The organism is Streptomyces sp. NPDC045899 (assembly GCF_056431485.1).
Genome location: NZ_JBWKKP010000007.1, coordinates 25,335 through 51,066, shown reverse-complemented (window position 1 = coordinate 51,066; position 25,732 = coordinate 25,335). Strand labels below are relative to the sequence as shown.

The window sequence follows — 25,732 nt, the reverse complement described above, 5'->3', positions numbered from 1 at the left end:
GCGCCACCACACCGAACAGACAGGTCTGGCTGGCCTGCTGGGAACGCTACCAGACAGACCTGTCTGGCTGCCATCGGTGAGGGCCCGGCGCGAGCGGGCCGGAGGCGCCGCGTCGCCCCGGCGGCGTCCGTCACGCCGCCGCCGGAACCTCCGGGGTCACCGACGAGGCGGGCTGGAGCGCCAGCTCCAGCACCTGCCGGACGTCGGAGACGGGGTGCACATCCAGCTTCTCCAGCACCTCGGCCGGGACATCGTCCAGATCGGGCTCGTTCCGCTTGGGGATGACGACGGTGGTCACCCCGGCCCGGTGCGCCGCCAGCAGCTTCTGCTTGACGCCGCCGATGGGCAGCACCCGCCCGGTCAGCGAGACCTCGCCGGTCATCGCCACGTCCGGGCGCACCTGGCGGCCGGAGAGCAGCGACGCGAGCGCCGTGGTCATGGTGATGCCCGCGCTCGGGCCGTCCTTGGGCACCGCGCCCGCCGGGACGTGCAGATGGACACCGCGCTCCTTGAGATCGCCCACCGGGAGTTCCAGCTCCGCGCCGTGGGAGCGCAGGAAGGACAGCGCGATCCGGGCGGACTCCTTCATCACCTCACCGAGCTGACCGGTCAGCGTCAGCCCCGCGCCACCCGTCTCCGGATCGGCCAGCGACGCCTCGACGAACAGCACGTCGCCGCCCGCGCCGGTGACCGCGAGCCCGGTGGCCACACCGGGGACGGCGGTGCGCCGCTCGGCCGGGTCCTGGGCGGACTCGGGGGTGTGGTGCGGCCGTCCGATCAGCGGCCGCAGGCTCTCCACCCCGACGGTGAACGGCAGCTTCCGCTCGCCCAGTTCATGCTGGGCCGCGATCTTGCGCAACAGCCGTGCCACGGACCGCTCCAGGGTCCGCACACCCGCCTCGCGGGTGTACTCGCCCGCCAGCCTGCGCAGTGCCGCGTCCTCGACCACGACCTCGCCCGGCTCCAGTCCGGCACGCTCCAGCTGCCGGGGCAGCAGGTGGTCACGGGCGATGGTGACCTTCTCGTCCTCGGTGTAGCCGTCCAGCCGCACCAGCTCCATCCGGTCCAGCAGCGCCTCCGGGATGGCCTCCAGGACGTTGGCGGTGGCCAGGAAGACCACATCGCTCAGATCGAGTTCGACCTCCAGGTAGTGGTCCCGGAAGGTGTGGTTCTGGGCTGGGTCCAGGACCTCCAGCAGGGCCGCGGCCGGGTCGCCGCGGAAGTCGGAGCCGACCTTGTCGATCTCGTCGAGCAGGACGACCGGGTTCATCGATCCGGCCTCCTTGACGGCCCGGACGATACGGCCGGGCAGCGCGCCCACGTAGGTGCGCCGGTGGCCGCGGATCTCCGCCTCGTCGCGGACGCCGCCGAGCGCGACCCGGACGAACTTCCGCCCCATCGCCCGGGCGACGCTCTCGCCGAGGCTGGTCTTGCCGACCCCGGGCGGGCCCACCAGGGCCAGCACGGCACCGCCGCGGCGGCCGCCGACGACGCCGAGACCCCGGTCGGCGCGGCGCTTGCGCACCGCCAGGTACTCGGTGATCCGCTCCTTGACGTCCTCCAGGCCCGCGTGGTCGGCGTCCAGCACCTCCTTGGCGCCCTGGATGTCGTACGCGTCCTCGGTGCGCTCGTTCCACGGCAGCTCCAGGACGGTGTCCAGCCAGGTGCGGACCCAGCTCCCCTCGGGGCTCTGGTCGGAGGACCGCTCCAGCTTGTCGACCTCCTTCAGGGCCGCCTCGCGGACCTTGTCCGGCAGCTCGGCGGCCTCCACCCGGGCCCGGTAGTCATCGGACTCGTCCTCCGGATCTCCGTTGAGCTCGGCCAGCTCCTTGCGGACGGCCTCCAGCTGGCGCCGCAGCAGGAACTCGCGCTGCTGCTTGTCCACGCCCTCCTGGACGTCCTTGGCGATCGACTCGGCGACGTCCTGTTCGGCCAGGTGCTCGCTCAGCCGGCTGACCGCCAGCCGCAGCCGGGCCACCGGGTCGGCGGTCTCCAGCAGCTCCACGCGCTGGGCGGTGGTGAGGAACGGCGAGTAGCCCGCGTTGTCGGCGAGCTGCGCGACATCGTCGATCTGCTGCACCCGGTCCACGACCTGCCAGGCACCGCGCTTGCGCAGCCAGCTGGTGGCCAGCGCCTTGTACTCCTTCATCAGTTCGGTGACGGCACCGGGCAGCGGGTCGGGCACGATCTCCTCGACCACGGTCCCCTCCACCCACAGCGCCGCCCCGGGACCAGTGGTCCCGGCGCCGATGCGGACGCGGCGCACACCGCGGATGAGCGCACCGGGGTCACCGTCGGAGAGGCGGCCCACCTGCTCGACGGTGCCGAGCGTGCCGATCCCCGTGTAGGTCCCGTCGACCCGCGGCACCAGCAGCAGCTGCGGTTTCCCTCCGCCGCCGCGGGAGCGGGCGGCGGCCTGGGCGGCCTCGACCGCGGCGCGCACCTCGGTGTCGGACAGGTCCAGCGGCACCACCATGCCGGGCAGCACCACCTCGTCGTCGAGAGGCAGCACGGGCAGGGTGAGCGGTGTGGACAGCGAAGCCATGATCTCCCCTTAGGCAGGCAAGTTGAGCTATGCAGACTCAATGCGCCTGGGGCTCCCGGTGTTCCCGGAGCCGTGTTCGCTGTGAGCGATCAGCTGTTCGGTGCGCCGGATGGCTGGACGGAGAGGTCTCCACCACTGGCGGCCGTCCTTGCCTCTCGCCCCACCACAACGCTCCCCGGGCCACGAGTGATGTCACCAGAGGTCGGTGTGTCCACCACCACAGCCGCCGCGCCGGGACGGCCAATCCGGTGGACCGCCGAGCGGGCACGGCGCGAGGATGGCGGCGGGTCCGCCACGGGCCCGCGCGCCCCGTCCAGCCGGAGGATCGCCATGCAGCCCCCGTACGACACCGCGACCGGTCAGCCGGTCACCCTCGACCGCCGGGACGGGCCCCACGGCGAGGTGGTGCTGCGGCGGCGCGGGACGCCGGACGGCGGGGACGCCGTCTTCGAGATCATCGCCAACGGCTGCTTCCTGATGGACACCTCCGACGGCCGCTCCGAGCGGCTGCTGGTCCGGGCCGCCCTCGACGCCCTGCCCGCCGACCGCCCCGCCCCCGCCCTGCTCATCGGCGGTCTCGGTGTCGGCTTCTCGCTCGCCGAGGCGGCCGGTGAGCCGCGCTGGGGCCGGATCGCGGTAGTGGAGCGGGAGGAGGCGGTCGTCGGCTGGCACCGCGACGGCCCGCTGGCGGCGGTCTCCGCGACCGCGCTGGCCGATCCGCGCACCGCGATCGTCCGTGCCGATCTGATGGCCCACCTGCGCGCACCGGACGCCCCGGTCTACGACGCGCTCTGCCTGGACATCGACAACGGACCGGACTGGACGGTGACCGAGGACAACACCGGCCTCTACTCCCCCACCGGACTGGCCGCCTGCGCGGCCCGCCTCACACCGGGCGGAGTGCTCGCGGTCTGGTCGGCGCGGCCGTCAGCGGCATTCGAGGAATCTCTCCGCAATGCCGGATTCAGCAGGGTCCGTACGGAAGAGATCGCAGTTGCCCGGGGAGTGCCCGACGCGGTCCACATCGGGATTCGAGGCGCGTAGCCGAGCCGCGTACGCTGCCCTTACGCTTTCATGCCTAGACCACGCCGCACGGCACATCACCAGGCGCGGAGCGCGGTTTTTCAGGACGAACGCATGGGGCGGGCGTATGGAGCAGAATCTCAACGGCCACAACGGGGCCGTCACGACCACCCCCGGCGCACAGCGCCGGGTGCTCGTCGTCGAGGACGATCCGACCATCGTGGACGCGATCGCCGCCCGGCTGCGGGCCGAGGGCTTCCAGGTGCAGACGGCGGGTGACGGCCCGGCGGCCGTCGACACCGCCGAGGCGTGGCAGCCCGATCTGCTGGTGCTCGATGTGATGCTGCCGGGGTTCGACGGACTCGAGGTGTGCCGTCGGGTGCAGGCGCGGCGGCCGGTTCCGGTGATGATGCTCACCGCGCGCGATGACGAGACCGACATGCTGGTCGGGCTCGGGGTCGGCGCGGACGACTACATGACCAAGCCGTTCTCGATGCGCGAGCTCGCCGCCCGGGTGCATGTACTGCTGCGGCGGGTGGAGCGGGCGGCGCTGGCCGCGCACACCCCGCGCAGCGGGATCCTGCGCCTGGGCGAGCTGGAGATCGACCACGCGCAGCGCCGGGTGCGGGTCCGCGGCTCCGACGTCCACCTCACGCCCACCGAGTTCGACCTGCTGGTCTGCCTGGCCAACACCCCGCGCGCGGTGCTCTCCCGGGAGCAGCTGCTGGCCGAGGTGTGGGACTGGGCGGACGCCTCCGGCACCCGGACCGTGGACAGCCACATCAAGGCGCTGCGCCGGAAGATCGGCGCGGAGCGGATCCGTACGGTGCACGGCGTCGGCTACGCCCTGGAGACCCCGGCCGCATGACGGCCCCCGGCGCTCGCAGGGTCCCTTCCGTCCGCAAGGCCCTGAAGGCGCTGCGGACGCTCACGACGGCCGGTGAGGCGCGGGCCGCCCGCCCCCCGCAGCCGCCCGGCTCCCCCGGGGCCACCGCGCGGCGCCGCTGCGCCCGCAGCCGGGCCACCTGGGACCGGGTATGGGAGGCACTGCGGCCGTTCGACCCGTACCGCTCGGTCAAGGCCGCGCTCGGAGCGCTGGTCATCGGGTCAGTGATCATCACCACGCTGCTGGTGTTCGCGGCGATGCATTCGAACACCGAGCTGCGCGTGATCACCATCTTCTCGATCATCGCCTCCCTGCTGATCACCCAGTTCGTGGCGCACGGCCTCACCGCTCCGCTGGACGAGATGACCGCGGTCACCCGGGCGATGGCACACGGCGACTACACCCGGCGGGTGGGCGCGGCACAGCGCCGGGACGAGTTCGGCCACCTGGCGAGCGCCTTCAACCGGATGGCGGCGGACCTGGAGGCGGTGGACACCCACCGCAAGGAACTGGTGGCCAATGTCTCGCATGAGCTGCGCACCCCGATCGCGGCGCTGCGCGCGGTGCTGGAGAACGTGGTCGACGGGGTTTCCGAGGCCGATCCGGAGACCATGCGGGTCGCGCTGCGCCAGACCCAGCGGCTGGGCCGTCTGGTCGAGCAGCTGCTCGATCTGTCGCGGCTGGACAACGGGGTGGTGCCGCTCTACGCCCGGCGCTTCGAGGTCTGGCCGTATCTGGCCCAGATCCTCAAGGAGGCGAGCATGGCCAAGGGCGCGGAAGCCGGGTCGGGCTCGCACACCCGCAAGGACGTCCACCTCCACCTGGACGTCTCGCCGCCGGAGCTGACCGCGCACGCGGACGCCGAGCGGCTGCACCAGGTGGTGGCGAATCTCATCGACAACGCCATGAAGCACAGCCCGGCGCACGGCCGGGTCACGGTCCGGGCCCGGCGCGGCGAGGAGCCGGAGAGCCTGGAGCTGGAAGTGCTGGACGAGGGCCCCGGCATCCCGGAGGCCGAGCGGTACCGGGTCTTCGAGCGCTTCAACCGCGGCGGGCTCTCGCCGGGCGGCACGGGGCCCGTGGTCCGCCGTCCCTCGGGACAGGGCAGCGACGGGGGCACCGGGCTGGGGCTGGCCATCGCCCGCTGGGCGGTCGATCTGCACGGCGGCCGGATAGGTGTCGCGGAGTCCCCCCGGGGCTGCCGGATCAAGGTGACCCTTCCGGGCGGTGCCAGAGATCACATGTGACGTAAAGTCGATCCCGGACGCGCACATCCGAGCGGTGTGGGTGCACTTTTGCGTTCGCTCGTATCTGCGGAAACACAGCGGAACCCCGTGTGTTTCCCGCCATGACATGCACCGAAACCCGCCGATCGATGTGACTTGCGCGACGATGACCAGTGCGGCCTGCACGTAAGGGTCCAAGAGGCGTAGCCTTTATTCCCGCTGTCCACCACCTAAGGAAGCGGAAGAGGGCGGTTGCCGCCGTGTCGCCACAGTCCCCCAATACCTCGAGCGTCTCGACCGATGAGCAGGACGGTCAGGGAAGTAACCCTGCCGCCGCTTTTGGGCCCAACGAGTGGCTCGTCGACGAGATCTACCAGCAGTACCTCCAGGACCCGAACTCGGTCGACCGAGCCTGGTGGGACTTCTTCGCCGACTACAAGCCGGGTCAGGACACCGGCTCCGCCGTGGCCGCGCCGCCACCGGCCGTGACCGGGGGTACCGCCGCGGGGGCGCCCGCCGCCGCGCAGGCCACCCCGGCCGTCACCCCCCCGGCGCAGCCGAAGGCCGCGCCCGCCGCGAAGCCCGCGGACGCGAAGCCCGCCGCGGCCCCGGCCGCCCCGAAGCCCGCCGCCGCGGCTCCCGCCCCGGCCAAGCCCGCTCCGGTGAAGCCGACGCCCGCCGAGCCGACGCCTTCGGCGAAGGCCGCCAAGGCCGAGCCGTCCGCCGGTCCGGAGCTGGTCACGCTGCGCGGCCCGTCCGCCGCCGTGGCGAAGAACATGAACGCCAGCCTCGAGCTGCCGACGGCCACCTCCGTGCGCGCCGTCCCGGTCAAGCTGCTGTTCGACCAGCGCATCGTGATCAACAACCACCTCAAGCGCGCCCGCGGCGGCAAGGTGTCCTTCACGCACCTCATCGGCTACGCCATGGTGCAGGCGCTGAAGGCGATGCCCTCGATGAACCACTCGTTCACCGAGAAGGACGGCAAGCCGACGCTGGTCAAGCCCGAGCACATCAACCTCGGTCTGGCCATCGACCTGGTCAAGCCCAACGGCGACCGCCAGCTCGTCGTCGCGGCGATCAAGAAGGCCGAGACGCTCAACTTCTTCGAGTTCTGGCAGGCCTACGAGGACATCGTCCGCCGCGCCCGCGCGAACAAGCTGACGATGGAGGACTTCACCGGCGTCACCGCCTCCCTCACCAACCCCGGCGGCATCGGCACCGTGCACTCGGTGCCGCGGCTGATGCCCGGCCAGGGCCTGATCGTGGGCGTCGGCGCCATGGAGTACCCGGCCGAGTTCCAGGGCACCTCGCAGGACACCCTGAACAAGCTGGGTGTCTCCAAGGTCATGACGCTGACCAGCACCTATGACCACCGCGTGATCCAGGGCGCCGCCTCCGGCGAGTTCCTGCGGATCATGAGCCAGCTGCTGCTCGGCGAGAACGACTTCTACGACGAGATCTTCAAGGCGCTGCGCATCCCCTACGAGCCGGTCCGCTGGCTCAAGGACATCGACGTCAGCCATGACGACGACGTCACCAAGGCGGCGCGGGTCTTCGACCTGATCCACGCCTACCGGGTCCGCGGCCACGTCATGGCCGACACCGACCCGCTGGAGTACCGCCAGCGCAAGCACCCCGACCTCGACATCATCGAGCACGGGCTCACCCTGTGGGACCTGGAGCGCGAGTTCGCGGTCGGCGGCTTCTCGGGCAAGTCCATGATGAAGCTGCGCGACATCCTGGGCGTGCTGCGCGACTCGTACTGCCGCACCACCGGCATCGAGTTCATGCACATCCAGGACCCCAAGCAGCGCAAGTGGATCCAGGACCGGGTCGAGCGCAGCCACGACAAGCCGGAGCGCGAGGAGCAGCTGCGCATCCTGCGCCGGCTGAACGCGGCCGAGGCGTTCGAGACCTTCCTCCAGACCAAGTACGTCGGCCAGAAGCGGTTCTCGCTGGAGGGCGGCGAGTCCGTCATCCCGCTGCTGGACGCGGTGCTGGACGCGGCCGCCGAGTCGCGCCTGGACGAGGTCGTCATCGGAATGGCCCACCGCGGCCGTCTGAACGTGCTGGCCAACATCGTCGGCAAGTCCTACGCGCAGATCTTCCGCGAGTTCGAGGGCAACCTCGACCCGAAGTCGATGCACGGCTCCGGCGATGTGAAGTACCACCTGGGCGCCGAGGGCACCTTCACCGGTCTGGACGGAGAGCAGATCCAGGTCTCGCTCACCGCCAACCCCTCCCACCTGGAGGCGGTGGACCCGGTCCTGGAGGGTGTCGCCCGCGCCAAGCAGGACATCATCGGCAAGGCCGGTACGGACTTCACCGTGCTCCCCGTCGCCCTGCACGGCGACGCGGCCTTCGCTGGCCAGGGCGTGGTCGCCGAGACGCTGAACATGTCGCAGCTGCGCGGCTACCGCACCGGCGGCACCGTGCACATCGTGATCAACAACCAGGTCGGCTTCACCGCCGCCCCGGCCGCGTCCCGCTCCTCGATGTACGCCACCGACGTGGCGCGCATGATCGAGGCGCCGATCTTCCACGTCAACGGTGACGACCCGGAGGCCGTGGTCCGCGTCGCGCGGCTCGCCTTCGAGTTCCGGCAGGCGTTCAACAAGGACGTGGTCATCGACCTGATCTGCTACCGCCGCCGCGGCCACAACGAGACCGACAACCCCGGTTTCACCCAGCCGCTGATGTACGACCTGATCGACAAGAAGCGTTCGGTGCGCAAGCTGTACACCGAGTCGCTGATCGGGCGCGGCGACATCACGCTGGAAGAGGCCGAGCAGGCGCTCCAGGACTTCCAGGGGCAGCTGGAGAAGGTCTTCACCGAGGTCCGCGACGCGGTCTCCGCCCCGGCCCAGCCCGCGGTGCCCGAGCCGCAGCCGGAGTTCCCGGTCGCGGTGAACACGGCGGTCTCCCAGGAGGTCGTCAAGCGGATCGCCGAGTCCCAGGTCAACATCCCCGACCGGATCACCGTCCACCCGCGGCTGTACCCGCAGCTCCAGCGGCGTGCGGCGATGATCGAGGACGACACGATCGACTGGGGCATGGGCGAGACCCTCGCCATCGGTTCGCTGCTGATGGAGGGCACCCCGGTCCGGCTCGCCGGCCAGGACTCCCGCCGCGGCACCTTCGGCCAGCGCCACGCGGTGCTGGTGGACCGGGAGACCGGCGACGACTTCACCCCGCTGCTCTACCTCGCCGAGGACCAGGCCCGCTACAACGTCTACGACTCGCTGCTCAGCGAGTACGCGGCGATGGGCTTCGAGTACGGCTACTCGCTGGCCCGGCCGGAGTCGCTGGTCATGTGGGAGGCCCAGTTCGGTGACTTCGTCAACGGCGCGCAGACCGTCGTGGACGAGTTCATCTCCTCGGCCGAGCAGAAGTGGAGCCAGACCTCCGGCGTCACGCTGCTGCTGCCGCACGGCTACGAGGGCCAGGGCCCGGACCACTCCTCGGCCCGGATCGAGCGCTTCCTCCAGCTGTGCGCGCAGAACAACATGACCGTCGCCACCCCGACGCTGCCGTCGAACTACTTCCACCTGCTGCGCTGGCAGGTGCACAACCCGCACCACAAGCCGCTGGTCGTCTTCACCCCGAAGTCGATGCTGCGTCTGAAGGCCGCGGCCTCGAGGACCGAGGAGTTCACCACCGGCGCCTTCCGTCCGGTCATCGGCGACCAGACCGCCGACCCGGCCGCGGTGCGCAAGGTGGTCTTCTGCTCCGGCAAGGTCTACTACGACATCGCCGCGGAGCGGGATAAGCGCGGAGCGAACGACGTGGCGATCATCCGGCTGGAGCGTCTGTACCCGCTGCCGGGTGCCGAGGTCCAGGCCGAGATCGCCAAGTACACGGGCGTCGAGAAGTTCGTGTGGGCTCAGGAGGAGCCCGCGAACCAGGGTGGCTGGCCGTTCATGGCCCTCAACCTGATCGACCACCTGGAGCTGTCGGTCGGCGCGGATGTCCCCGCCGCCGGGCGTCTGGTCCGGGTCTCCCGGCCGCACTCGTCCTCGCCCGCGGTGGGGTCGAACAAGCGCCACCAGGCGGAGCAGCAGGCGCTGGTGACCGAGGTCTTCGAGATCTGATCACCGGCCCGCCACGGCCCGAACGGCAAGGCCCGGTCCCCGCGCGAGCGGAGGCCGGGCCTTCCCGGTTCCCGGGCGGCATATCCTGGGCGGTGCAGATCGTCCCCGAACCCCCCTCTTCCGGAGCGACCCTTGTACTTCACCGACCGCGGTATCGAGGAGCTGGCGCAGCGGCGCGGCGAGGAGGAGGTCACCTTCGAGTGGCTGGCCGACCAGCTGCGCACGTTCGTCGATCTGAACCCGGACTTCGAGGTGCCGGTGGAGCGGCTGGCCACCTGGCTGGCCCGGCTCGACGACGAGGACGACGACCTCTGATCCTCCGGTCGCTTCCCCGGCCGCCGGGCCGGGGGTTCAGGCCACCACCGGTCCGCGGCCCGGCGTCCCGGCCTCGTGGTCCAGCCGGGGGTCGGAGACCAGGACCGCCTGCTGGAGGCGCTGGAGCTTCACGGAGGGCTCCAGGCCCAGCTCCTCGGTCATCGCCATCCGCAGCCGCTGATAGACCGCCAGGGCGCGGGTGCGCTGTCCGGAGCGGTGCAGGGCCAGCATGTACTGGCCGTGCAGACCCTCGTGGAAGCGGTGCTCGACCACCAGTGAGGCCAGATCGCTCAGCACCTCCAGATGGCCGCCGAGCCGCAGCCGGGTCTCGATCCCCCGCTCGGTGACGGTGAGCCGGGACTCCTCCAGCCGGGCCACCTCCGCCTGGAGCGGACGGCCCAGCGGGGTGACGTCGACCAGGGCCGGGCCCTGCCACAGGGCGAGCGCCCGCCGGAAGGCGGTGTCCGCGGCCCGTTCGTCCCCGACCTCCAGCGCGCATTCGCCCTCGGCGACGAACTGGCGGTAGTCATGGACGTCGAGCTGGCCGGGGCGCAGCACCAGGGCGTAGCCGCCGGGCCGGGTCTGGAGCACGTCCCGGGCGACGAGGGCCGGGGGGATGCCCAGCACCTGGGCGAGCAGCTTGCGCAGGTGCAGGATGTAGGTCTGGAGCGTGGTCTGGCCCGTCCGCGGCGGCCCGTCGCCCCACAGCTCGGCCATCAGCGACTGCACCGGCACCATCCGGCCGTCGCTGAGCAGCAGCAGGGACAGGACCTTACGGGGCTTCATCGCGCTGGGAACTCCGGACAGGGCGCCATGGTTCAGCGTCAGCGGTCCGAGGACGTTCACACGCATGGGTGACACCTCTCACACATCATGTGCGGTACGCGCGGACAACCAGGTCGGCGGCCTTCTCGCAGATGGAGGCGGCGGCCTCGGCGGCGAGCGGGCGGGTGCCGTACATGGACTGGTGGAGGCCCTGCTGCACCAGCAGGGCCACGAACTGCCCGGCGGCCGAGGCCGGATCGGGGACGTCCAGCTCACCGCTGCCGGTGCGGCGGTCCAGCATCCCGGCGAGCCGGGTCACCAGCTGCCGGGGCTCGCCCTCGGCGCACGCGGTGCGCAGTGAGGGGTGGCGGTCGACCTCGGCGATGACCAGGCGGCGCAGCGCGGAGGCCCGTTCATCGAGCAGGACCTCCAGCACCCGGTGGCCGAAGGCGATGAGCGCGGTGCGGGCGTCGGCGCCGTCGAACTGCTCGGGGGCGTACGGCGCGCCGTCGGCGAACTCGGCGGCCACCCGCTCCCGTTCCCCGTCCACGGCGGCGATGAACAGCCGTTCCTTGTCGCCGAAGTGGTTGTAGACGGTCTGCTTGGAGACCCGGGCCTCGTCCGCGATGACGTCCACGCCGGCGCGGGCGTACCCCTCGCGCAGGAAGACGGTCACGGCCGCCTCCAGGATCGCCTGGCGCTTGGCCGGCTGGGGCCCCACCGGGCGGCCCACGGGGGCACGCCGGGGACCGTTGTCCGTCCGCAACGGTCCAACCTCCTTGATGAGTAGCGGCCTTGCCCCCGATGGACCTGTGAGTCTAGCCTTCCTTCACCGCACTGGACTAGTCCGTCCAGTCCAATAAATTCCGCACCGCGTGACGAGGAGAGCTCCATGAGCGCACCGGAGAACAGCGACGCCCTGCGGCACCTGACCCTTGTGCCGGAGGCCCAGAAGCAGCTGTTCCTGGAGGCCCGCACGGCGCACACCTTCACCGGCGAACCGGTGACGGAGGAGCAGATCCGCGCCGTCTACGAGCTGGTCAAGTACGCGCCCACGTCGATGAACCAGCAGCCGCTGCGCATGGTGCTGGTCCGCTCCCCGCAGGCGCGGGAGCGGCTGGTGGCCCATATGACCGGCCGCAATCAGGAGAAGACGGCGAAGGCGCCGCTGGTGGCGGTGCTCGCGGCCGACCTGGACTTCCACGAGGAGCTGCCCCGGCTGGTGCCGTTCATGGAGAACCCGCAGGCCGTCTTCGCCGAGGAGGGACCGCGCGAGGCGTCCGCCCGGTTCAACACCGCCCTCCAGGTGGGCTACTTCATCCTGGGCATACGGGCCGCCGGTCTGGCCGCCGGGCCGATGGCCGGTTTCGACCACGCCGCCGTCTCCAAGGAGTTCTTCGGCGACGGACGGCACCAGGCGGTCTGCGTGGTCAACATCGGCCACCCGGGTCCGGACGCCTGGATGGGACGGCTGCCGCGGCTGCCGTACGAGGAGGTCGTCACCACCGTCTGAGACCGCCCGGCGGCACCCGCGCCGCCCGGGGAGCGCGTGAGCCGTCCGCACCCGCCGTGGGGGCGGGTGCGGACGGCCCGCGGGTCAGCTCTCCATCAGCTGCTGGAAGGCCACGGTGTCGAAGATGTCCTCCATCCGCGTCGCCCGGCCGTCCCGCATGGTCCACGAGTGGACGAAGTCCAGGGTCGCGGTCGTGCCCCGGAGCGAGGTGACCTCGCGGGTGCCGAAGACCACCACCCGGTCGCCCTGCTCGATGAACTCCCGCGGCTCCAGCCGCATCCCGCCGAGCACGGTGGGGACATGGGCGAGGAACTCCTTGATCCCGGAGTGGCCGTGCTTGGTGCCGCCCAGCCCGTGGGCGGCCATCCCCGCCGGGTGCACCCACTCCACGTCGGGGTGCATGGCCGAGAGGATCCCCTCGACATCACGGTCGCGGAACCCCGCGTAGGACCGGCGGATGACCTCGATGTTCACTGATGCCACGGTGTGTGTCTCCTCGGACGACGGCTGGACGGGCCGGAACGGCTGGACGGGTGCTGCGCTGATCAGACGGCGGACCGGGCGGGGTCCGCGTACTGCGGTCTGAGGTGCTCCGGGTGGAGCGCCTGGAGCGTGCCGCGCAGCCCCTCGCGCCACGGCACCCGGCAGGGCCCGGTGAGCTCCCGGCGCCGCGCCGGGTCGAACCGGTAGGTCTCCCGGGTGATCTCGCTGGGGACGAGCCGCGCCCGCACTCCGGTGAGCTCCTCCAGGTAGCGCACGCAGTCCGTCATGCCGACCGCCTCGTCACCGCCCCAGTTGACGAGCGTGGCGGGGGCCGCGGCGGCCTCCCACAGCCGCGGCACCTGGGCCACCAGATCGTCGGTGTGCAGCAGTGAGCACCAGTTCTGGCCCTCGACCGGCACCGGTATGGGCTCGCCCGCCAGCATCCGCCGGAAGTAGAGCATCGGCACCCCGCCGTAACCGCCGGGGCCGTAGGCGATGTTGAGCCGGGCGATGGTGGTCGGCAGCCCGAGCACCTGCGCCAGCGCCCGGACCGTGCCCTCCGCGGCTATCTTGGCCACCGGGTAGACCGGGAGCCAGTCCGCCACCCCGTCGACCGGGTCGTCCTCGGTGTACGGGTGGTCCAGCGACTGCCGCTTGTACAGGGCTCCGGTGGAGACGTACAGGAACGCCTCCGCGGTGCGGCAGTGGGTCATCAGCCGGGCGCAGGAGACCACGTTGACCTCGACGGCCGTGTTGACGTCACCGTCCTCGCCGCGGCGCACCGCGGAGTGGATGACATGGGTGAAGTCCTCCGGCAGCCCGTCGTACGCCGACGCGCCCAGATCGTCCATGTCCCAGCGGAACGTGGTGATCCCCCGGGCGGTGAGCTCCTCCTCGACGCCCGGGGTGCCGAACCGGCCCAGGCACCACACCTCGTTGCGCTCGGCGAGCGCCTCCGCCACCGGCCGGGCGACCTGCCCGGTACCGCCGGTGACCAGGATCTTCTTGCCTTTCACGGGGCTCGTCTCTTCTCTGTCGGGCCGTTGTGGCGTGGTCGGGCGCGCACTAGCCGTCCCCCAGCGCGCGGTCGAGCTCCCGGCGCAGGACGGACTGGAAGGCGGCGACGTGCTGCGGACTCATCAGCGTGTAGTGCTCACCGGGCACGTCGAGGTACCGGTTGGGTCCGGTGGTGTGCTCGTCCCAGCGCCGCAGTTCGTCATTGAGCCAGTCCTCCTTGGTGCCGCGCAACGGGATGGCGTAGAAGACCGACATGGAGCGCACGGTTCCGCTGGGGTGGTAGCCGCGGCCCAGGTCGGTGAGGCCATGGGCCAGCTCCGCCCAGGCGGTGAACCGCTCCAGATCCAGATCGAGTTCGGCCAGCCGGTCGGGCGGGGCGATCCGCAGCAGCCGGGTGAGCTGCTCCTCCCGCGGCAGCGGACGCAGCTCGGCGGGGAGGTCCAGCGACTGCCTCTTGTTGATCAGGTCCAGGAAGAAGGCCAGGTTCACCGCGGTCTCGATGAAGTCCAGCTCCTCCATCCGGTACTTGATGTGCGGCGGGAGGTTGAAGCTGCCGATGAAGTCGACGCGTTCGCCCTCCGCCTCCAGCACCTTGGCCATCTCGAACGCGACGGCACCGCCGTAGGAGTAGCCCGCGATGGCGTAGGGGCCGTGCGGCTGGCGGGCGCGGATGGCCCGGACGTAGGTGTCCACCATCTCCTCGAAGCTCCCGAAGGGCTTCTCGCCCTCGTTGAAGCCACGGGCGCGCAGGGCGTAGAACGGCCGGTCGCCGACGAAGTACTTGGCGAGGTTGACGAAGACCAGCACCTCACCGACTCCGGGGTGCACACAGAACAGCGGAGTCTTCTCACCACCGGTCTGCAGCGGTACGACAGGGTCGTAGTCGCCCGCGCCGGGGGTGTCGCCGCCGGTCAGCCGGGCCGCCAGCAGACGCACCGTGGGCGCGGTGAGCACGGTGATGACCGGCAGGTCCGCGCCCAGCCGCCGGGCGACCTGGCGGCGCAGCCGGAGTATGTCCAGGGAGGTGCCGCCGAGGTCGAAGAAGCTGGCGGTGGCGCTGATCCGGTCCGGGCCGGTGTCGAACATCTCCGCGAAGATCTCGGCCAGGACCCGCTCGGTCCGGCCCTCGGCCGGGGTGTGACCGCCGAGCCTGCGGGTGGTCAGCTCCGTCACCCGCTCGATGACGTCGTCGAAGCCGCCCCTCTCCAGCCGCTGCCGCATCCGCCGGCGCAGCGTCTTGCCCAGACTGGTCTTGGGGAACGCCTCCCTGGGCAGCGGCAGCACCAGCGAGGGCCGGAAGCCCCAGTGCATCACCACGGTGGCGCGCACCGCGGTGAGCAGCCGGTACAGCCCGGCCTCGTCGTCCTCCGCGAGCTCGGGGCTGATGGCGATCACCAGCTGTTCGGTGTCGCTGCCGGGCCGCCGGGTCGGGAAGGCCGCGGCGTAGCCGCCCGCCACCCCGTCCAGCTGCTCCAGCGCCGCCTCCATCTCATGGCTGAAGTAGTTGACGCCGTTGACGATGATGCTGTCCTTGCTGCGTCCGACGAGGGTCAGCCGGCCGTCGTCGATCCGCCCGAGGTCGCCGCTGCGGAACCAGCCGTCGGGGGTGAACGCCTCCTCGGTGGCGGTCGTGTCGCGGTAGTAGCCGCTGGTGATCATCGGTCCGCTGAGCTGGAGTTCGCCCACCTCGCCGGGCGGCAGTACGCGGTGGTCGTCGTCGGCCACCCGGATCCGCAGGTCCAGGACGGGGGTGCCGAGGTTGGCGAACTCCTCGCCCCGGTCCCCGGCCGGGAAGCCACGGTTGTAGATGGATCCGGCGCAGGTCTCGGTCATCCCGAAGGCGGGCCACAGCGCGCCCCGGCGCAGCCCGTAGGGCGCGTACCGGTCGAGGAACGCCTCGCCGGTGGCGACCACATTCGCCTCGCCACCGCTCACGATATGGCGCAGTGGGCTGAGATCGAGACCCTCGCCCCCGGCCGCCACCTCCTCCCCTACTGCACCGGCGGACGCGTTAAGCGGTCCCAGCAGAAAGTTGGGCGTGAAGGTCATCGTGACCTTGTGACGCGAGATAATCCGGAGGAATCTCAGCGGTTCCTCAAGAATGACGGACGGTTCCGCATGCAATTGCCCGGCACCGACGTACAGCGGAAGCATATGCGCTTCGAGGAGTGCCGCCACATGGTCGTACGAAATCCAGTTGAAGGTGATATCAATCTCGGACAACCGCTGCTTGTCGGCCTTCCCGGCCATGGACGCCAGGATATTCCCATGGGTGAGCATCACGGCTTTGGAGTGTCCGGTGGAGCCGGAGGTCAGCACCAGCAGCGCCAGGTCCGAGGGCTCGGCGAGATGCACTCCGGGCGGCAATTGACGTCCGGCTAAGGGGAGTTGACGCGCGTTGACCGACGCGACGGAGCCGCCCCGCAGCTCGTCCACGACGGCCACCGCGAGCCCGGGGACGTCCGGCAGTTCGGCCGCCAGCGCCGCACTGGTGACCAGCAGCGGCCCCTCCAGCAACTCGTCGACATGGCCGAGTTGCGCGGCCCAGCGGGCCGGGTCGCCGGGCACGGGCGCCATCGGGCAGGGCACGAACCCGCCCAGCAGACAGGCCCAGAAGGCGGTCAGGAACTCCCGTTGGTCGGTCAGGAGCAGGGCCACCGTGTCCCGCGGCCGCAGACCGCGGTCGCGCAGCCCCTCGAGGAGGCCCAGCGCGGATTCCACAAGTTCCGGATACGACTGGTGCGTTGAATCGCTCCAGTCCCGTCCGGACACATAGCGCACCCCCGATTCGGGGTGATCGTACGCCGCCCTCAGGAGTATCTGGGCGACCGAGCGCAGATCCTTTGATTCCGCCGGTACCGAGTATTCCAATGGTTGTGCAGCCATTCCCCCCACTGCCCTCTTCCTAATCGAAATCCGGGAACCGAAGGTAACAGTCTCGAACATTCGCACTCCATTGCTCTCCACCGTCGCTCTAGCGGGGCTCTAGCGGAAATCTCCGGATCAGGATTTTCCGTGGATCCCGAGATTCATCTGACAAGGAAACGACGGTCTCGCCATACACCGGAAACCGTTTTCAGAAAAGGGCGCCTCCCGCCGGACCGCCGGATCGCGATCCGACCGGACACCCGGGGCGGGAGGGGGCGGGCTTGACTCGTACGATCCGCGATATATCGTGTCTAGCGAAGACACGATATGTTGCGTCGCGGCTCATGTCGCACATCCAGGCGCACGCCCAGTCGCACAGCCAGCCGCACAGCCAACAGGGGAGGCCGGGGATGTCAGCAGGATCAGAGTGGTCGATCAGCGAGCCGGAGAAGCTCACGTTCGACGGACCCGTCTCGGCCCTGGACGTCCGGGTCGTGGGCGGCACGGTCAACGTGGTCGGGACCGACAGCGGCCCCGCCCGGCTGGAGCTGACCGCCCTCGACGGACCGCCGCTGACGGTCACCCTCCAGCGCGGCACGCTGACCGTCGCCTATGACGACCTCCCGTGGAAGGGCCTGCTGAAGTGGCTCGACCGCAAGGGCTGGAACCGCAGCGTCCATCTCACCCTCACCGTGCCCACCGCCACCGATGTCTCGATCGGCGTCATCGGCGCCTGTGCCGTCGCCTCCGGGATCGGCGGCCGCACCGTACTGCGCGGGGTCTCCGGTGACTTCACTCTCGTCGGACTGACCGGCCCGGTGCGGGCCGACACGGTCTCCGGGCGGGTCGAGACCCAGGCGATCACCGGTGAGCTGCGCTTCCACTCCGTCTCCGGCGACCTCACCGTCGTCGAGGGCTCGGGGCCTGGCGTACGGGCCGAAACGGTCAGCGGTAACGTGGTGCTCGACCTCGCCCCCACGTCCGAGAGCGCCCGCATCAGCCTCAACACCGTCTCCGGCGAGATCGCGATCCGGCTGCCGCATCCGGCCGATGCCGAGGTCGACGCCAACACCGCCAGCGGCGTCGTCTCCTGCGCCTTCGAGGACCTGCGGGTCACCGGGCAGTGGGGCGCCAAGCGGATCAACGGCACGCTGGGCGCGGGCAGCGGCCGTCTCAAGGCCACCACCGTCTCGGGCGCCATCGCGCTGCTGCGCCGTCCGCGGTCCGAGGACGACACCGACGGATCCCAGGGAAAGGTCCTCTGATGCCCCCCGTTTTCGCCCACGGCAGGCTGCGTCTGTATCTGCTCAAGCTGCTCGACGAGGCGCCGCGACACGGCTACGAGGTCATCCGGCTGCTGGAGGAGCGGTTCCAGGGGCTGTACGCGCCCTCCGCCGGGACCGTCTACCCGCGGCTGGCCAAACTGGAGGCCGAGGGGCTGGTCACCCACACCAGCGAGGGCGGACGCAAGGTCTACTCCATCACCGACGCCGGCCGGGCCGAACTGGCCGACCGCAGCGGTGAACTGGCCGAACTCGAGCTGGAGATCCGGGACTCGGTCGCCGAACTGGCCGCGGAGATCCGGGAGGACGTCCGCGGTTCGGCCAGCGATCTGCGGCGGGAGATGCGGGAGGCGGCCCGGCAGACGCGCACCTCCGGGGAGCCCGGCGGCGGCAGGGCCGGAGGCGTCCCCTGGGAGGGCGCCTGGGGTGACAAGGAGACCTGGCAGCAGGCGAAGGAGGAGATGCGGCGCGCCAAGGAGGAGTGGAAGGAGCAGGCGCGCCGGGCGAAGGAGGAGAGCAAGCGGGCCCGGCAGGACGCGCAGCGCGCCCGTCAGCAGGCCAGGGACGCCCAGGAGTTCGCTCGCGAGGAGGTCCAGCAGATGGCCCGGCGGGTCCAGGAGCGGACCCAGGAGCACGTCCGGACGGGCGACTGGCAGCGGGCGGTGCGCGAGGGACTGGCCGAGGTCTCGCGTGGGATGAGCCGTATCTCCCGGCAGGACCGGCCGTGGCGGGACCCGGGGACGCCGACCGGTAAGGACGGCGGCCACGGGATCACGGTCGAGCGGACGGATGTCCCGGCGCCGGACGGTGCCGCGGCGAGCGGCTCCACGACGGACCCCACCACGGCCGGCGCGGCCGGGGTGGAGCGGCCCGCGTGGGCCCGGGACTTCACCCCCTCCGGCGACCCGGCCCGCGATCTGGACCGGCTGCTCGACCGGTTCCGCGACCACGTCCGCGACACCGCCCGGGACCACGGGGTGACCCCGGACCAACTGGCCGACGCCCAGGGGCGTCTGGCGGACACCGCCGCGCGGATCACCGGGCTGCTGCGGAACGGGGAGAAGGGGTAGGCGGAAGCCATGGAACGCCCTTGACTTCACCCGTGGTTGAAGTTCGAGGATCGGGAGCGGCGGGCGCGCGAGGGATCGTGATCCCGCCCCTCACCCGTCCTCCCCACCAGCCCTGAGGTGACCATCATGGCCAGCCCTGACCTTTCGCACCCCACCGGCCCACTGCCCGACCTCGCGCGCTCCGACGCGGGTACCGCGCTGTGCAGCACCTGGAGCGTGGGCACACCGGAGCGGCAGCGGGCCACCGTGGACGCCATCGCCGCCGTCTGGCACGCCCGGCCGTGGCCGTCGCGCGATCTGCTCTCGTACAACGTGTACGCGGGCACCGACGGCGACACCCTGATGCACTACTCGCAGTGGACCGGTGCGGAGGCGTACCACGCCTTCGTCCGGGAGCACCGCACGGAACGGGTCTCGGACATCGACCGCGCCGTACCGGACATCCAGCGGAACGGTGTCGGCGAGTTCCGCCACTACCGGCGCTTCTCGGGGACGGACGAGGGGACGGCCGGGGCGACGGCGGCGGACCCCGGGTTCATCGTCGTCCTCGACATCGACTTCGACGCACCCGATCCGGCGCTGCGCCGCACCTGGGTCGACACCGTCATCGAGGGCCTGCACGCCCAGCCGCACCCCGGTCTGATCTCGGCCGACTTCCATCTGAACGTCGACGGCCGGGCCCATCTGGGCAGCGACCGCGCCCGGGTGCTGAACGTGGCCCGGTGGACCGACGAGGCGGCGTACGAGGCGGCCGTCGACACCGGCGGACGACCCGGCGACGCCGCCGCCGCGGACCGGCTGCGCGCCCTCCCGGGCTTCGCGGGCGCCCGGAGCACGCGCTACCGCTTCGCCCGGGGCTTCACCCCCGAGGCGGTGGAGCGGCGGTAGCCCCACCGCCGGTGGTGAGAGGTGGCCGGACGCGGCGGCCCGTGGTTCAGACCGTCAGCACGATCTTGCCGAACAGGTCGCCGCCCGCCATCTTCTCGAACCCCTCGCGGGCCCGGTCCAGCGGCAGCACCGAGTCGATCACCGGCCGCACCCCGTGCGCCGCGCAGAAGCTGAGCAGGTCCTCCAGCTCGTCCTTGCTGCCCATGGTGGAGCCGACGACCTTCAGCTCCAGGAAGAAGATCCGGTTGAGTTCCGCGGCCTTGGGGTTGGGGCCGCTGGTGGCGCCCGAGATGACCAGGGTGCCACCGGGCTTGAGCGACTTGACCGAATGCGACCAGGTCGCGGCGCCCACGGTCTCCATCACCGCGTCCACGCGCTGCGGCAGCCGCTCCCCCGGCTCGAACGCCGCCTCGGCGCCCAGTTCGACGGCGCGCTTGCGCTTGGCCTCGTCCCGGCTGGTGGCGAAGACCCGCAGACCCGCGGCGGCGCCCAGCACGATCGCGGCGGTGGCCACCCCGCCGCCCGCGCCCTGCACCAGCACGCTGTCGCCGGGGCGCACCCCGGCATTGGTGAAGAGCATGCGGTACGCGGTCAGCCAGGCCGTCGGCAGACAGGCCGCCTCCTCGAAGGACAGCTCCTTCGGCTTGGGCAGCAGGTTCCAGGTGGGCACGGTGACCTGCTCCGCGAAGGTGCCCTGGTAGCGCTCGGTGAGGATGGAGCGGGGTTCACGCGGGCCGACGCCGTGGCCGCTCTGGCCGATGACCGAGTGCAGGACGACCTCGTTGCCGTCCTCGTCGATCCCTGCCGCGTCACAGCCGAGGATCATCGGAAGCGACTCCTCACCGAGTCCGACACCGCGCAGCGACCACAGGTCGTGGTGGTTGAGGGAGGCGGCCTTGACGCGGACGGTGCTCCAGCCCGGCCGTACCTCCGGCTCGGGGCGCTCGCCCAGTTCAAGTCCGCTCAGCGGCTGGTCACGGTCGATACGTGCGGCGTAGGCAGCGAACATGATCCTGACCATAGGGCGCGGTGGGGAGGCGGCGGAACCACACCGGGGTGTGACACGCACCGCGCCCGTCCGCCCGGGACACCGAACGATCCGCCCGGGGCACCGAACGGACGGGCCGGGCAGCTCCCCCGGGTGGGGGAGCGGCCCGGCCCGTCCCGGTGGCCGATGGCGCCTCGCGTCCTCGGTCAGCGGCGCGCCACGCCCTCGGCGCGCGCGGCCGCCGCGACGGCCGCGGTCACGGCCGGGGCGACCCGCTCGTCGAAGGGCGAGGGGATGACCTTGTCCGCGCTCAGCTCGTCGGCCACCACGGCGGCCAGTGCCTCGGCGGCGGCGAGCTTCATGCCCTCGGTGATCCGGGAGGCCCGGACCTGGAGTGCCCCGGCGAAGATGCCGGGGAAGGCGAGCACGTTGTTGATCTGGTTCGGGAAGTCGCTGCGGCCGGTGGCGACCACCGCCGCGTGCCGGTGCGCGACCTCCGGGTGGATCTCCGGGGTGGGGTTGGCCATCGCGAAGATGAAGGCACCCTCGGCCATGGTGGCCACCGCCTCCGGCGCCACCGTGCCGCCGCTGACGCCGATGAAGACGTCCGCTCCGGCCATGGCCGTCTCCAGGGAGCCGGTCAGCCCGCCCTTGTTGGTGAAGGAGGCCAGCTCACGCTTGACGTCGGTGAGGTCCTCGCGGTCCGGGGAGACGATGCCCTTGCGGTCACAGACCGCCACATCGCCGATGCCCGCCTCCACCAGGATCCGGGCGATCGCCACTCCGGCGGCACCCGCCCCGGAGATCACCGCGCGCAGCTGCCCGAGGGAGCGGTCGGTCAGCTTGGCCGCGTTGCGCAGCGCCGCGAGGGTGACGACGGCCGTGCCGTGCTGGTCGTCGTGGAAGATCGGGATGTCGACGCGCTCCTGGAGCTTGCGCTCGATCTCGAAGCAGCGGGGCGCCGAGATGTCTTCCAGGTTGACTCCGCCGAAGGAGGGCGCGAGCCGGGCCACGGTCTCGACGATCTCGTCGACCTCCCGGCAGTCGAGGGCGATCGGCACCGCGTCGACTCCGCCGAACTGCTTGAAGAGGATCGCCTTCCCCTCCATCACCGGCAAGGACGCCTCCGGACCGATGTCCCCGAGTCCGAGCACCGCGCTGCCGTCCGTCACCACGGCGACCACCTGGGACTTCCAGGTGTAGTCGTGGACGAGCTCCGGCTGCTCGGCGATCGCACTGCACACCTTGGCGACGCCCGGTGTGTACGCGAGGGACAGATCGTCCCGGTCGCGCACGGGCACGGTCGCCTGGACGGCCATCTTGCCGCCGCGGTGGAGTGCGAAGGCCGGATCGAACGGCTCTCCGTCGGTCACGTCTTCGGCTCCTTCGCCGTTGCTGCTGTCGCTGCGAGGATGGGCAATCTCCGCTGCCACTTTTGACCCCTTTGTCGTTTTCTGTCGAGGGTAGCCGCCCCGTGTTGGGAGCGGGCGGGCACCGCGTCCGGGCCTCCATGGAGCAGATAGCCGTGCCCTGGGGGGAAATACGGACGCCGGGCGTGTCGCACACACGCCCCGAGCCCCGGGTGAGGGGTGTAACGATCTGTTCTACCGGATGCGCGCTCCAAGAGACGAGCGACTTCTGTCACGGTGCCATTCAGAAAGACCGCGATACCATCGAAAGCGATCGAATCGGACATGCATGTACATGTCACCGTCGCTCCACAGGCGCCGCGTGATCATGAGTCCGTCCTACTCCCCCGGCCATCGCTGTCCGGCCCGGCGTTCCATCCACGCACCACGGGGATCGCCCGTTATCCGATTTTGACATGGATAGCCGCCCGATCGAGCCGGTCCAGATGGCAAGATGCCCCAATCACACGAGGTCGCGACACTCAAAAGCGTGTTCCCGACAACTCGGACACCCCTCACCCTGCGGGAGGAACCAGCATGACCGCCAGCTTCACGCGCCGTCGAGCCACCTTGAAGTCCCGGATGGCCACAGCCGGCGCGGTAGCGGTCGTGGGCGCCCTGCTCCTGACGGGCTGTGGCGACCAGACGAACAAGGCCCAGAGCGGCTCCGGCAACGCGAGCAAGGCTCCTCTCTTCAGCACGCTGCCCAAGGACATCCAGAACTCTCGCGTGATCGAGGTCGGCTCGGACATCAACTACCCGCCGGTCGAGTTCAAGAAGGGCGGTCAGGTGATGGGCATCGACCCGGACATCGCCGCCGCCCTCGGCAAGGCCCTCGGGGTGGAGTTCAAGTTCAACAACTCCACCTTCGACGCCCTGCTGGCCGGTCTGCGCTCCAAGCGCTACGACATCGCCATGTCGGCCATGACCGACAACAAGGGCCGCCAGGAGGGCATCGACCCGGACACCGGCAAGAAGGCGGGCAAGGGCGTCGACTTCGTCGACTACTTCACCGCGGGTGTCTCGATCTACACCAAGAAGGGCAAGACCCAGGGGATCGAGACCTGGGACGACCTGTGCGGGAAGAAGATCGTCGTCCAGCGCGGCACCGTCTCGCACGACCTCGGCAAGGCCCAGTCCAAGAAGTGCGAGAAGGACGACAAGGGCAAGATCAAGATCGAGGCGTTCGCCAACGACACCGAGGCCCAGACCCGGCTGCGCGGCGGCGGCGCCGACGCCGCGGCCAGCGACTTCCCCGTGGCCGCCTACGCCGTGAAGACCTCGGGCGGCGGCAATGACTTCGAGATCACCGGTGAGCAGGTGGAAGCCGCGCCGTACGGCATCGCCGTCAACAAGGACAACACCGAGCTGCGCGACGCCCTCAAGCAGGCCTTCGCCTTCATCATCGCCACCGGCGAGTACGACAAGATCATCGCGAAGTGGGGCGTCAAGGACGGCGCCGTCACCAAGGCCGTCGTCAACGGCGGCAAGTGACCCGGCCCCTCCTTCCTCGCGCGCTCGCGCTGAAAGGCACAATTCGTGACAACTAAGATCGACAAGGCGGGCCCGGTCGACTCCCCGCCTCCCGCCCCGGAGAACATCAAGGCCGTCCCGGTACGGCACTACGGCCGCTGGGTCTCCGCGGTCATCGCCATCGCCCTGCTGGTGACGCTCGTCCTCGCCTTCGCCCGCGGCGACGTGAACTGGAATGCGATCCCGGACTACTTCTTCGACAGCGAGGTGCTGCGGGGTGTCCGCAACACCGTCTGGATCACCATCCTGTCGATGGCGCTCGGCGTGGTCCTGGGCATCATCCTCGCGGTGATGCGGCTGTCGAAGAACCCGGTGACGTCCTCGATCGCATGGGGCTACATCTGGTTCTTCCGCGGGACCCCGGTCTACGTCCAGCTGCTGGTCTGGTTCAATCTCGGCCTGGTGTTCACCTACATCAACCTCGGTCCGATCTATAAGGACGAGTGGTCGGACTTCATGACCCCGTTCCTGGCCGCCCTGCTGGGTCTCGGTCTGAACGAGGCCGCGTACATGGCCGAGATCTGCCGGGCCGGTCTCCAGGCGGTCGACGAGGGTCAGACCGAGGCGTCCCAGGCGCTGGGCATGAGCCACGCCAAGACGCTGCGCCGGGTGGTCCTGCCGCAGGCCATGCGGGTGATCGTGCCTCCGACGGGCAACGAGTTCATCAACATGCTCAAGACCACCTCACTGGTGATCGCCGTGCAGTACTGGGATCTGTTGCAGGCCACCACCAACGTCGGACAGAGCACCGGCGCCACCGCCGAGATGCTCTTCCTCGCCGCCGCCTGGTACCTGATCCTCACCTCGGTGCTCAGCGTCGGCCAGTACTACCTGGAGCGCTACTACGCCCGTGGTTCCAGCCGCTCCCTCCCGATGACCCCGCTCCAGAAGATCCGGGTCAACCTTCTGTCAGGCTCCAACCGCCAGGGAGGCGCGAGCGCATGACCCCCATGGTGAAGGCCGAGGGCGTCCACAAGTCCTTCGGCGCGGTCCAGGTCCTCAAGGGGATCGACCTCGAGGTCGCCCCGCGCGAGGTGTTCTGCCTCATCGGCCCGTCCGGCTCCGGGAAGTCCACCTTCCTGCGCTGCATCAACCACCTGGAGAAGATCAACTCCGGGCGGCTGTACGTCGACGGCGAGCTGGTCGGCTACCGGCAGAAGGGCGACAAGCTCTACGAGCTCAGGGACCGCGAGGTCGCCGAGAAGCGGCGGGACATCGGCATGGTGTTCCAGCGCTTCAACCTCTTCCCGCATATGACCGCGCTGGAGAACGTCATCGAGGCGCCGGTGCAGGTCAAGAAGGAGACCAAGGCGGTCGCGCGGGAGCGCGCGCTGAAGCTGCTGGACCGGGTGGGCCTGGCCGACAAGGCGGGCAACTACCCCTCCCAGCTCTCCGGCGGTCAGCAGCAGCGCGTGGCCATCGCCCGCGCGCTGGCGATGGAGCCCAAGCTGATGCTCTTCGACGAGCCCACCTCGGCGCTCGACCCGGAGCTGGTCGGCGATGTCCTCGACGTCATGCGCGGGCTCGCGGAGGACGGTATGACGATGATCGTCGTCACCCATGAGATGGGCTTCGCCCGTGAGGTCGGCGACTCGGTCGTCTTCATGGACGACGGGGTCGTCGTGGAGTCCGGCAACCCGCGCGATGTGCTGACCAACCCGCAGCACGAGCGGACCAAGTCGTTCCTCTCGAAGGTCCTCTGACCGGACTCCGCCGGCCCGGGCTCCTCCGACCGAGGGCTCTCCGGCCGCGACAGTGCGACGACAGACAGCAGGGCGGTACGGCCGTTGACAGGCCGTACCGCCCTGCTGCGTCCGCGGCCGCCGGCG

The 25,732-nt window shown here is 70.6% G+C and carries 20 protein-coding genes; 12 read left to right on the top strand and 8 right to left on the bottom strand.

Going from position 1 to position 25,732, the window contains the following annotated elements; all coding sequences use genetic code 11:
• Window positions 1-130: 130 nt before the first annotated feature.
• Window positions 131-2,545 (bottom strand): endopeptidase La, encoded by a 2,415-nt coding sequence (gene lon / locus AC07FT_RS12765; RefSeq protein ID WP_479176279.1) that lies wholly within the window; start codon window positions 2,543-2,545, stop codon window positions 131-133.
• A gap of 330 nt (window positions 2,546-2,875) precedes the next feature.
• On the opposite strand from lon, the gene AC07FT_RS12760 reads away from it, so the two are divergent.
• The 5 genes from AC07FT_RS12760 (at window position 2,876) to AC07FT_RS12740 (ending at window position 10,086) form a co-directional block, all read left to right on the top strand.
• On the top strand, window positions 2,876-3,589 hold the full coding sequence (locus AC07FT_RS12760) for a spermidine synthase family protein (protein WP_471193775.1): 714 nt from the start codon (window positions 2,876-2,878) through the stop codon (window positions 3,587-3,589).
• A gap of 106 nt (window positions 3,590-3,695) precedes the next feature.
• The gene (locus AC07FT_RS12755; protein ID WP_432035819.1) at window positions 3,696-4,436 is read left to right on the top strand and encodes a response regulator transcription factor; all 741 of its coding nucleotides are present in this window, start codon (window positions 3,696-3,698) and stop codon (window positions 4,434-4,436) included.
• Complete coding sequence (locus AC07FT_RS12750; protein ID WP_479176278.1) at window positions 4,433-5,701, top strand: sensor histidine kinase; 1,269 nt, start codon at window positions 4,433-4,435, stop codon at window positions 5,699-5,701. Before AC07FT_RS12755 ends, AC07FT_RS12750 begins: the two co-directional genes overlap by 4 nt.
• A gap of 239 nt (window positions 5,702-5,940) precedes the next feature.
• Window positions 5,941-9,771: a multifunctional oxoglutarate decarboxylase/oxoglutarate dehydrogenase thiamine pyrophosphate-binding subunit/dihydrolipoyllysine-residue succinyltransferase subunit gene (locus tag AC07FT_RS12745; RefSeq protein WP_479176277.1), complete on the top strand. Its 3,831-nt coding sequence runs from the start codon at window positions 5,941-5,943 to the stop codon at window positions 9,769-9,771.
• Between the two features lie 132 nt (window positions 9,772-9,903).
• On the top strand, window positions 9,904-10,086 hold the full coding sequence (locus AC07FT_RS12740) for a DUF6104 family protein (RefSeq protein ID WP_201871287.1): 183 nt from the start codon (window positions 9,904-9,906) through the stop codon (window positions 10,084-10,086).
• A 36-nt stretch (window positions 10,087-10,122) separates the two neighbouring features.
• Here AC07FT_RS12740 and AC07FT_RS12735 read toward each other — a convergent pair whose 3' ends face one another.
• Window positions 10,123-10,938 carry an AfsR/SARP family transcriptional regulator gene (locus AC07FT_RS12735; protein ID WP_471193781.1) on the bottom strand — a complete coding sequence of 272 codons (816 nt, stop codon included), beginning with the start codon at window positions 10,936-10,938 and terminating at the stop codon, window positions 10,123-10,125.
• 19 nt (window positions 10,939-10,957) lie between these two features.
• The gene (locus AC07FT_RS12730; protein ID WP_471193783.1) at window positions 10,958-11,617 is read right to left on the bottom strand and encodes a TetR/AcrR family transcriptional regulator; all 660 of its coding nucleotides are present in this window, start codon (window positions 11,615-11,617) and stop codon (window positions 10,958-10,960) included.
• Between the two features lie 126 nt (window positions 11,618-11,743).
• Here AC07FT_RS12730 and AC07FT_RS12725 point away from each other — a divergent pair, with 126 nt between their 5' ends.
• The gene (locus AC07FT_RS12725; RefSeq protein WP_479176276.1) at window positions 11,744-12,364 is read left to right on the top strand and encodes a malonic semialdehyde reductase; all 621 of its coding nucleotides are present in this window, start codon (window positions 11,744-11,746) and stop codon (window positions 12,362-12,364) included.
• An 84-nt stretch (window positions 12,365-12,448) separates the two neighbouring features.
• Here the strand turns inward: AC07FT_RS12725 and AC07FT_RS12720 are convergent, their stop codons facing one another.
• The 3 genes from AC07FT_RS12720 to AC07FT_RS12710 form a co-directional block, all read right to left on the bottom strand.
• Window positions 12,449-12,847 (bottom strand): nuclear transport factor 2 family protein, encoded by a 399-nt coding sequence (locus tag AC07FT_RS12720; protein WP_479176275.1) that lies wholly within the window; start codon window positions 12,845-12,847, stop codon window positions 12,449-12,451.
• Window positions 12,848-12,909: 62 nt separating this feature from the next.
• Window positions 12,910-13,863: an NAD-dependent epimerase/dehydratase family protein gene (locus AC07FT_RS12715; RefSeq protein WP_479176274.1), complete on the bottom strand. Its 954-nt coding sequence runs from the start codon at window positions 13,861-13,863 to the stop codon at window positions 12,910-12,912.
• Between the two features lie 49 nt (window positions 13,864-13,912).
• Window positions 13,913-16,750, bottom strand: a complete 2,838-nt coding sequence (locus tag AC07FT_RS12710) for an AMP-binding protein (protein ID WP_479176273.1) — start codon at window positions 16,748-16,750, stop codon at window positions 13,913-13,915.
• Between the two features lie 392 nt (window positions 16,751-17,142).
• On the opposite strand from AC07FT_RS12710, the gene AC07FT_RS12705 reads away from it, so the two are divergent.
• The 3 genes from AC07FT_RS12705 to AC07FT_RS12695 all read left to right on the top strand — a co-directional run bounded on the left by AC07FT_RS12705 (window position 17,143) and on the right by AC07FT_RS12695 (window position 19,973).
• Window positions 17,143-17,997, top strand: coding sequence for a DUF4097 family beta strand repeat-containing protein (locus tag AC07FT_RS12705; RefSeq protein WP_479176272.1), 855 nt, complete (start codon window positions 17,143-17,145; stop codon window positions 17,995-17,997).
• Window positions 17,997-19,085, top strand: coding sequence for a PadR family transcriptional regulator (locus AC07FT_RS12700; RefSeq protein ID WP_479176271.1), 1,089 nt, complete (start codon window positions 17,997-17,999; stop codon window positions 19,083-19,085). Before AC07FT_RS12705 ends, AC07FT_RS12700 begins: the two co-directional genes overlap by 1 nt.
• A 126-nt stretch (window positions 19,086-19,211) precedes the next feature.
• The gene (locus AC07FT_RS12695) at window positions 19,212-19,973 is read left to right on the top strand and encodes an antibiotic biosynthesis monooxygenase (RefSeq protein ID WP_479176270.1); all 762 of its coding nucleotides are present in this window, start codon (window positions 19,212-19,214) and stop codon (window positions 19,971-19,973) included.
• A gap of 46 nt (window positions 19,974-20,019) precedes the next feature.
• Here AC07FT_RS12695 and AC07FT_RS12690 read toward each other — a convergent pair whose 3' ends face one another.
• Both AC07FT_RS12690 and AC07FT_RS12685 read right to left on the bottom strand, forming a co-directional pair.
• Window positions 20,020-20,982: a zinc-binding dehydrogenase gene (locus AC07FT_RS12690; RefSeq protein WP_479176269.1), complete on the bottom strand. Its 963-nt coding sequence runs from the start codon at window positions 20,980-20,982 to the stop codon at window positions 20,020-20,022.
• Window positions 20,983-21,167: 185 nt separating this feature from the next.
• Window positions 21,168-22,394 (bottom strand): NAD(P)-dependent malic enzyme, encoded by a 1,227-nt coding sequence (locus AC07FT_RS12685; RefSeq protein ID WP_431774876.1) that lies wholly within the window; start codon window positions 22,392-22,394, stop codon window positions 21,168-21,170.
• A gap of 513 nt (window positions 22,395-22,907) precedes the next feature.
• On the opposite strand from AC07FT_RS12685, the gene AC07FT_RS12680 reads away from it, so the two are divergent.
• Genes AC07FT_RS12680 through AC07FT_RS12670 form a run of 3 tightly spaced genes read left to right on the top strand, consistent with a single transcriptional unit; the run spans window position 22,908 to window position 25,606 of the window.
• Window positions 22,908-23,864 (top strand): ABC transporter substrate-binding protein, encoded by a 957-nt coding sequence (locus AC07FT_RS12680; RefSeq protein WP_479176268.1) that lies wholly within the window; start codon window positions 22,908-22,910, stop codon window positions 23,862-23,864.
• Between the two features lie 45 nt (window positions 23,865-23,909).
• Window positions 23,910-24,848, top strand: coding sequence for an amino acid ABC transporter permease (locus AC07FT_RS12675; protein ID WP_471193798.1), 939 nt, complete (start codon window positions 23,910-23,912; stop codon window positions 24,846-24,848).
• A complete protein-coding gene (locus AC07FT_RS12670; RefSeq protein ID WP_471193800.1) occupies window positions 24,845-25,606 on the top strand; it encodes an amino acid ABC transporter ATP-binding protein in 762 nt (253 codons plus the stop codon). The genes AC07FT_RS12675 and AC07FT_RS12670 overlap by 4 nt, the downstream gene beginning before the upstream one ends.
• Window positions 25,607-25,732: the final 126 nt, after the last annotated feature.

Bases quoted from the DNA above. Each gene is read 5' to 3' on its own strand.
- AC07FT_RS12760 (WP_471193775.1), top strand. From the start codon at position 2,876: ATGCAGCCCCCGTACGACACCGCGACCGGTCAGCCGGTCACCCTCGAC.
- AC07FT_RS12735 (WP_471193781.1), bottom strand. From the start codon at position 10,938: ATGCGTGTGAACGTCCTCGGACCGCTGACGCTGAACCATGGCGCCCTG.
- AC07FT_RS12725 (WP_479176276.1), top strand. From the start codon at position 11,744: ATGAGCGCACCGGAGAACAGCGACGCCCTGCGGCACCTGACCCTTGTG.
- AC07FT_RS12705 (WP_479176272.1), top strand. From the start codon at position 17,143: ATGTCAGCAGGATCAGAGTGGTCGATCAGCGAGCCGGAGAAGCTCACG.
- AC07FT_RS12695 (WP_479176270.1), top strand. From the start codon at position 19,212: ATGGCCAGCCCTGACCTTTCGCACCCCACCGGCCCACTGCCCGACCTC.
- AC07FT_RS12750 (WP_479176278.1), top strand. From the start codon at position 4,433: ATGACGGCCCCCGGCGCTCGCAGGGTCCCTTCCGTCCGCAAGGCCCTG.
- AC07FT_RS12700 (WP_479176271.1), top strand. From the start codon at position 17,997: ATGCCCCCCGTTTTCGCCCACGGCAGGCTGCGTCTGTATCTGCTCAAG.
- AC07FT_RS12755 (WP_432035819.1), top strand. From the start codon at position 3,696: ATGGAGCAGAATCTCAACGGCCACAACGGGGCCGTCACGACCACCCCC.
- AC07FT_RS12670 (WP_471193800.1), top strand. From the start codon at position 24,845: ATGACCCCCATGGTGAAGGCCGAGGGCGTCCACAAGTCCTTCGGCGCG.
- AC07FT_RS12680 (WP_479176268.1), top strand. From the start codon at position 22,908: ATGACCGCCAGCTTCACGCGCCGTCGAGCCACCTTGAAGTCCCGGATG.
- lon (WP_479176279.1), bottom strand. From the start codon at position 2,545: ATGGCTTCGCTGTCCACACCGCTCACCCTGCCCGTGCTGCCTCTCGAC.
- AC07FT_RS12710 (WP_479176273.1), bottom strand. From the start codon at position 16,750: ATGGCTGCACAACCATTGGAATACTCGGTACCGGCGGAATCAAAGGAT.
- AC07FT_RS12690 (WP_479176269.1), bottom strand. From the start codon at position 20,982: ATGTTCGCTGCCTACGCCGCACGTATCGACCGTGACCAGCCGCTGAGC.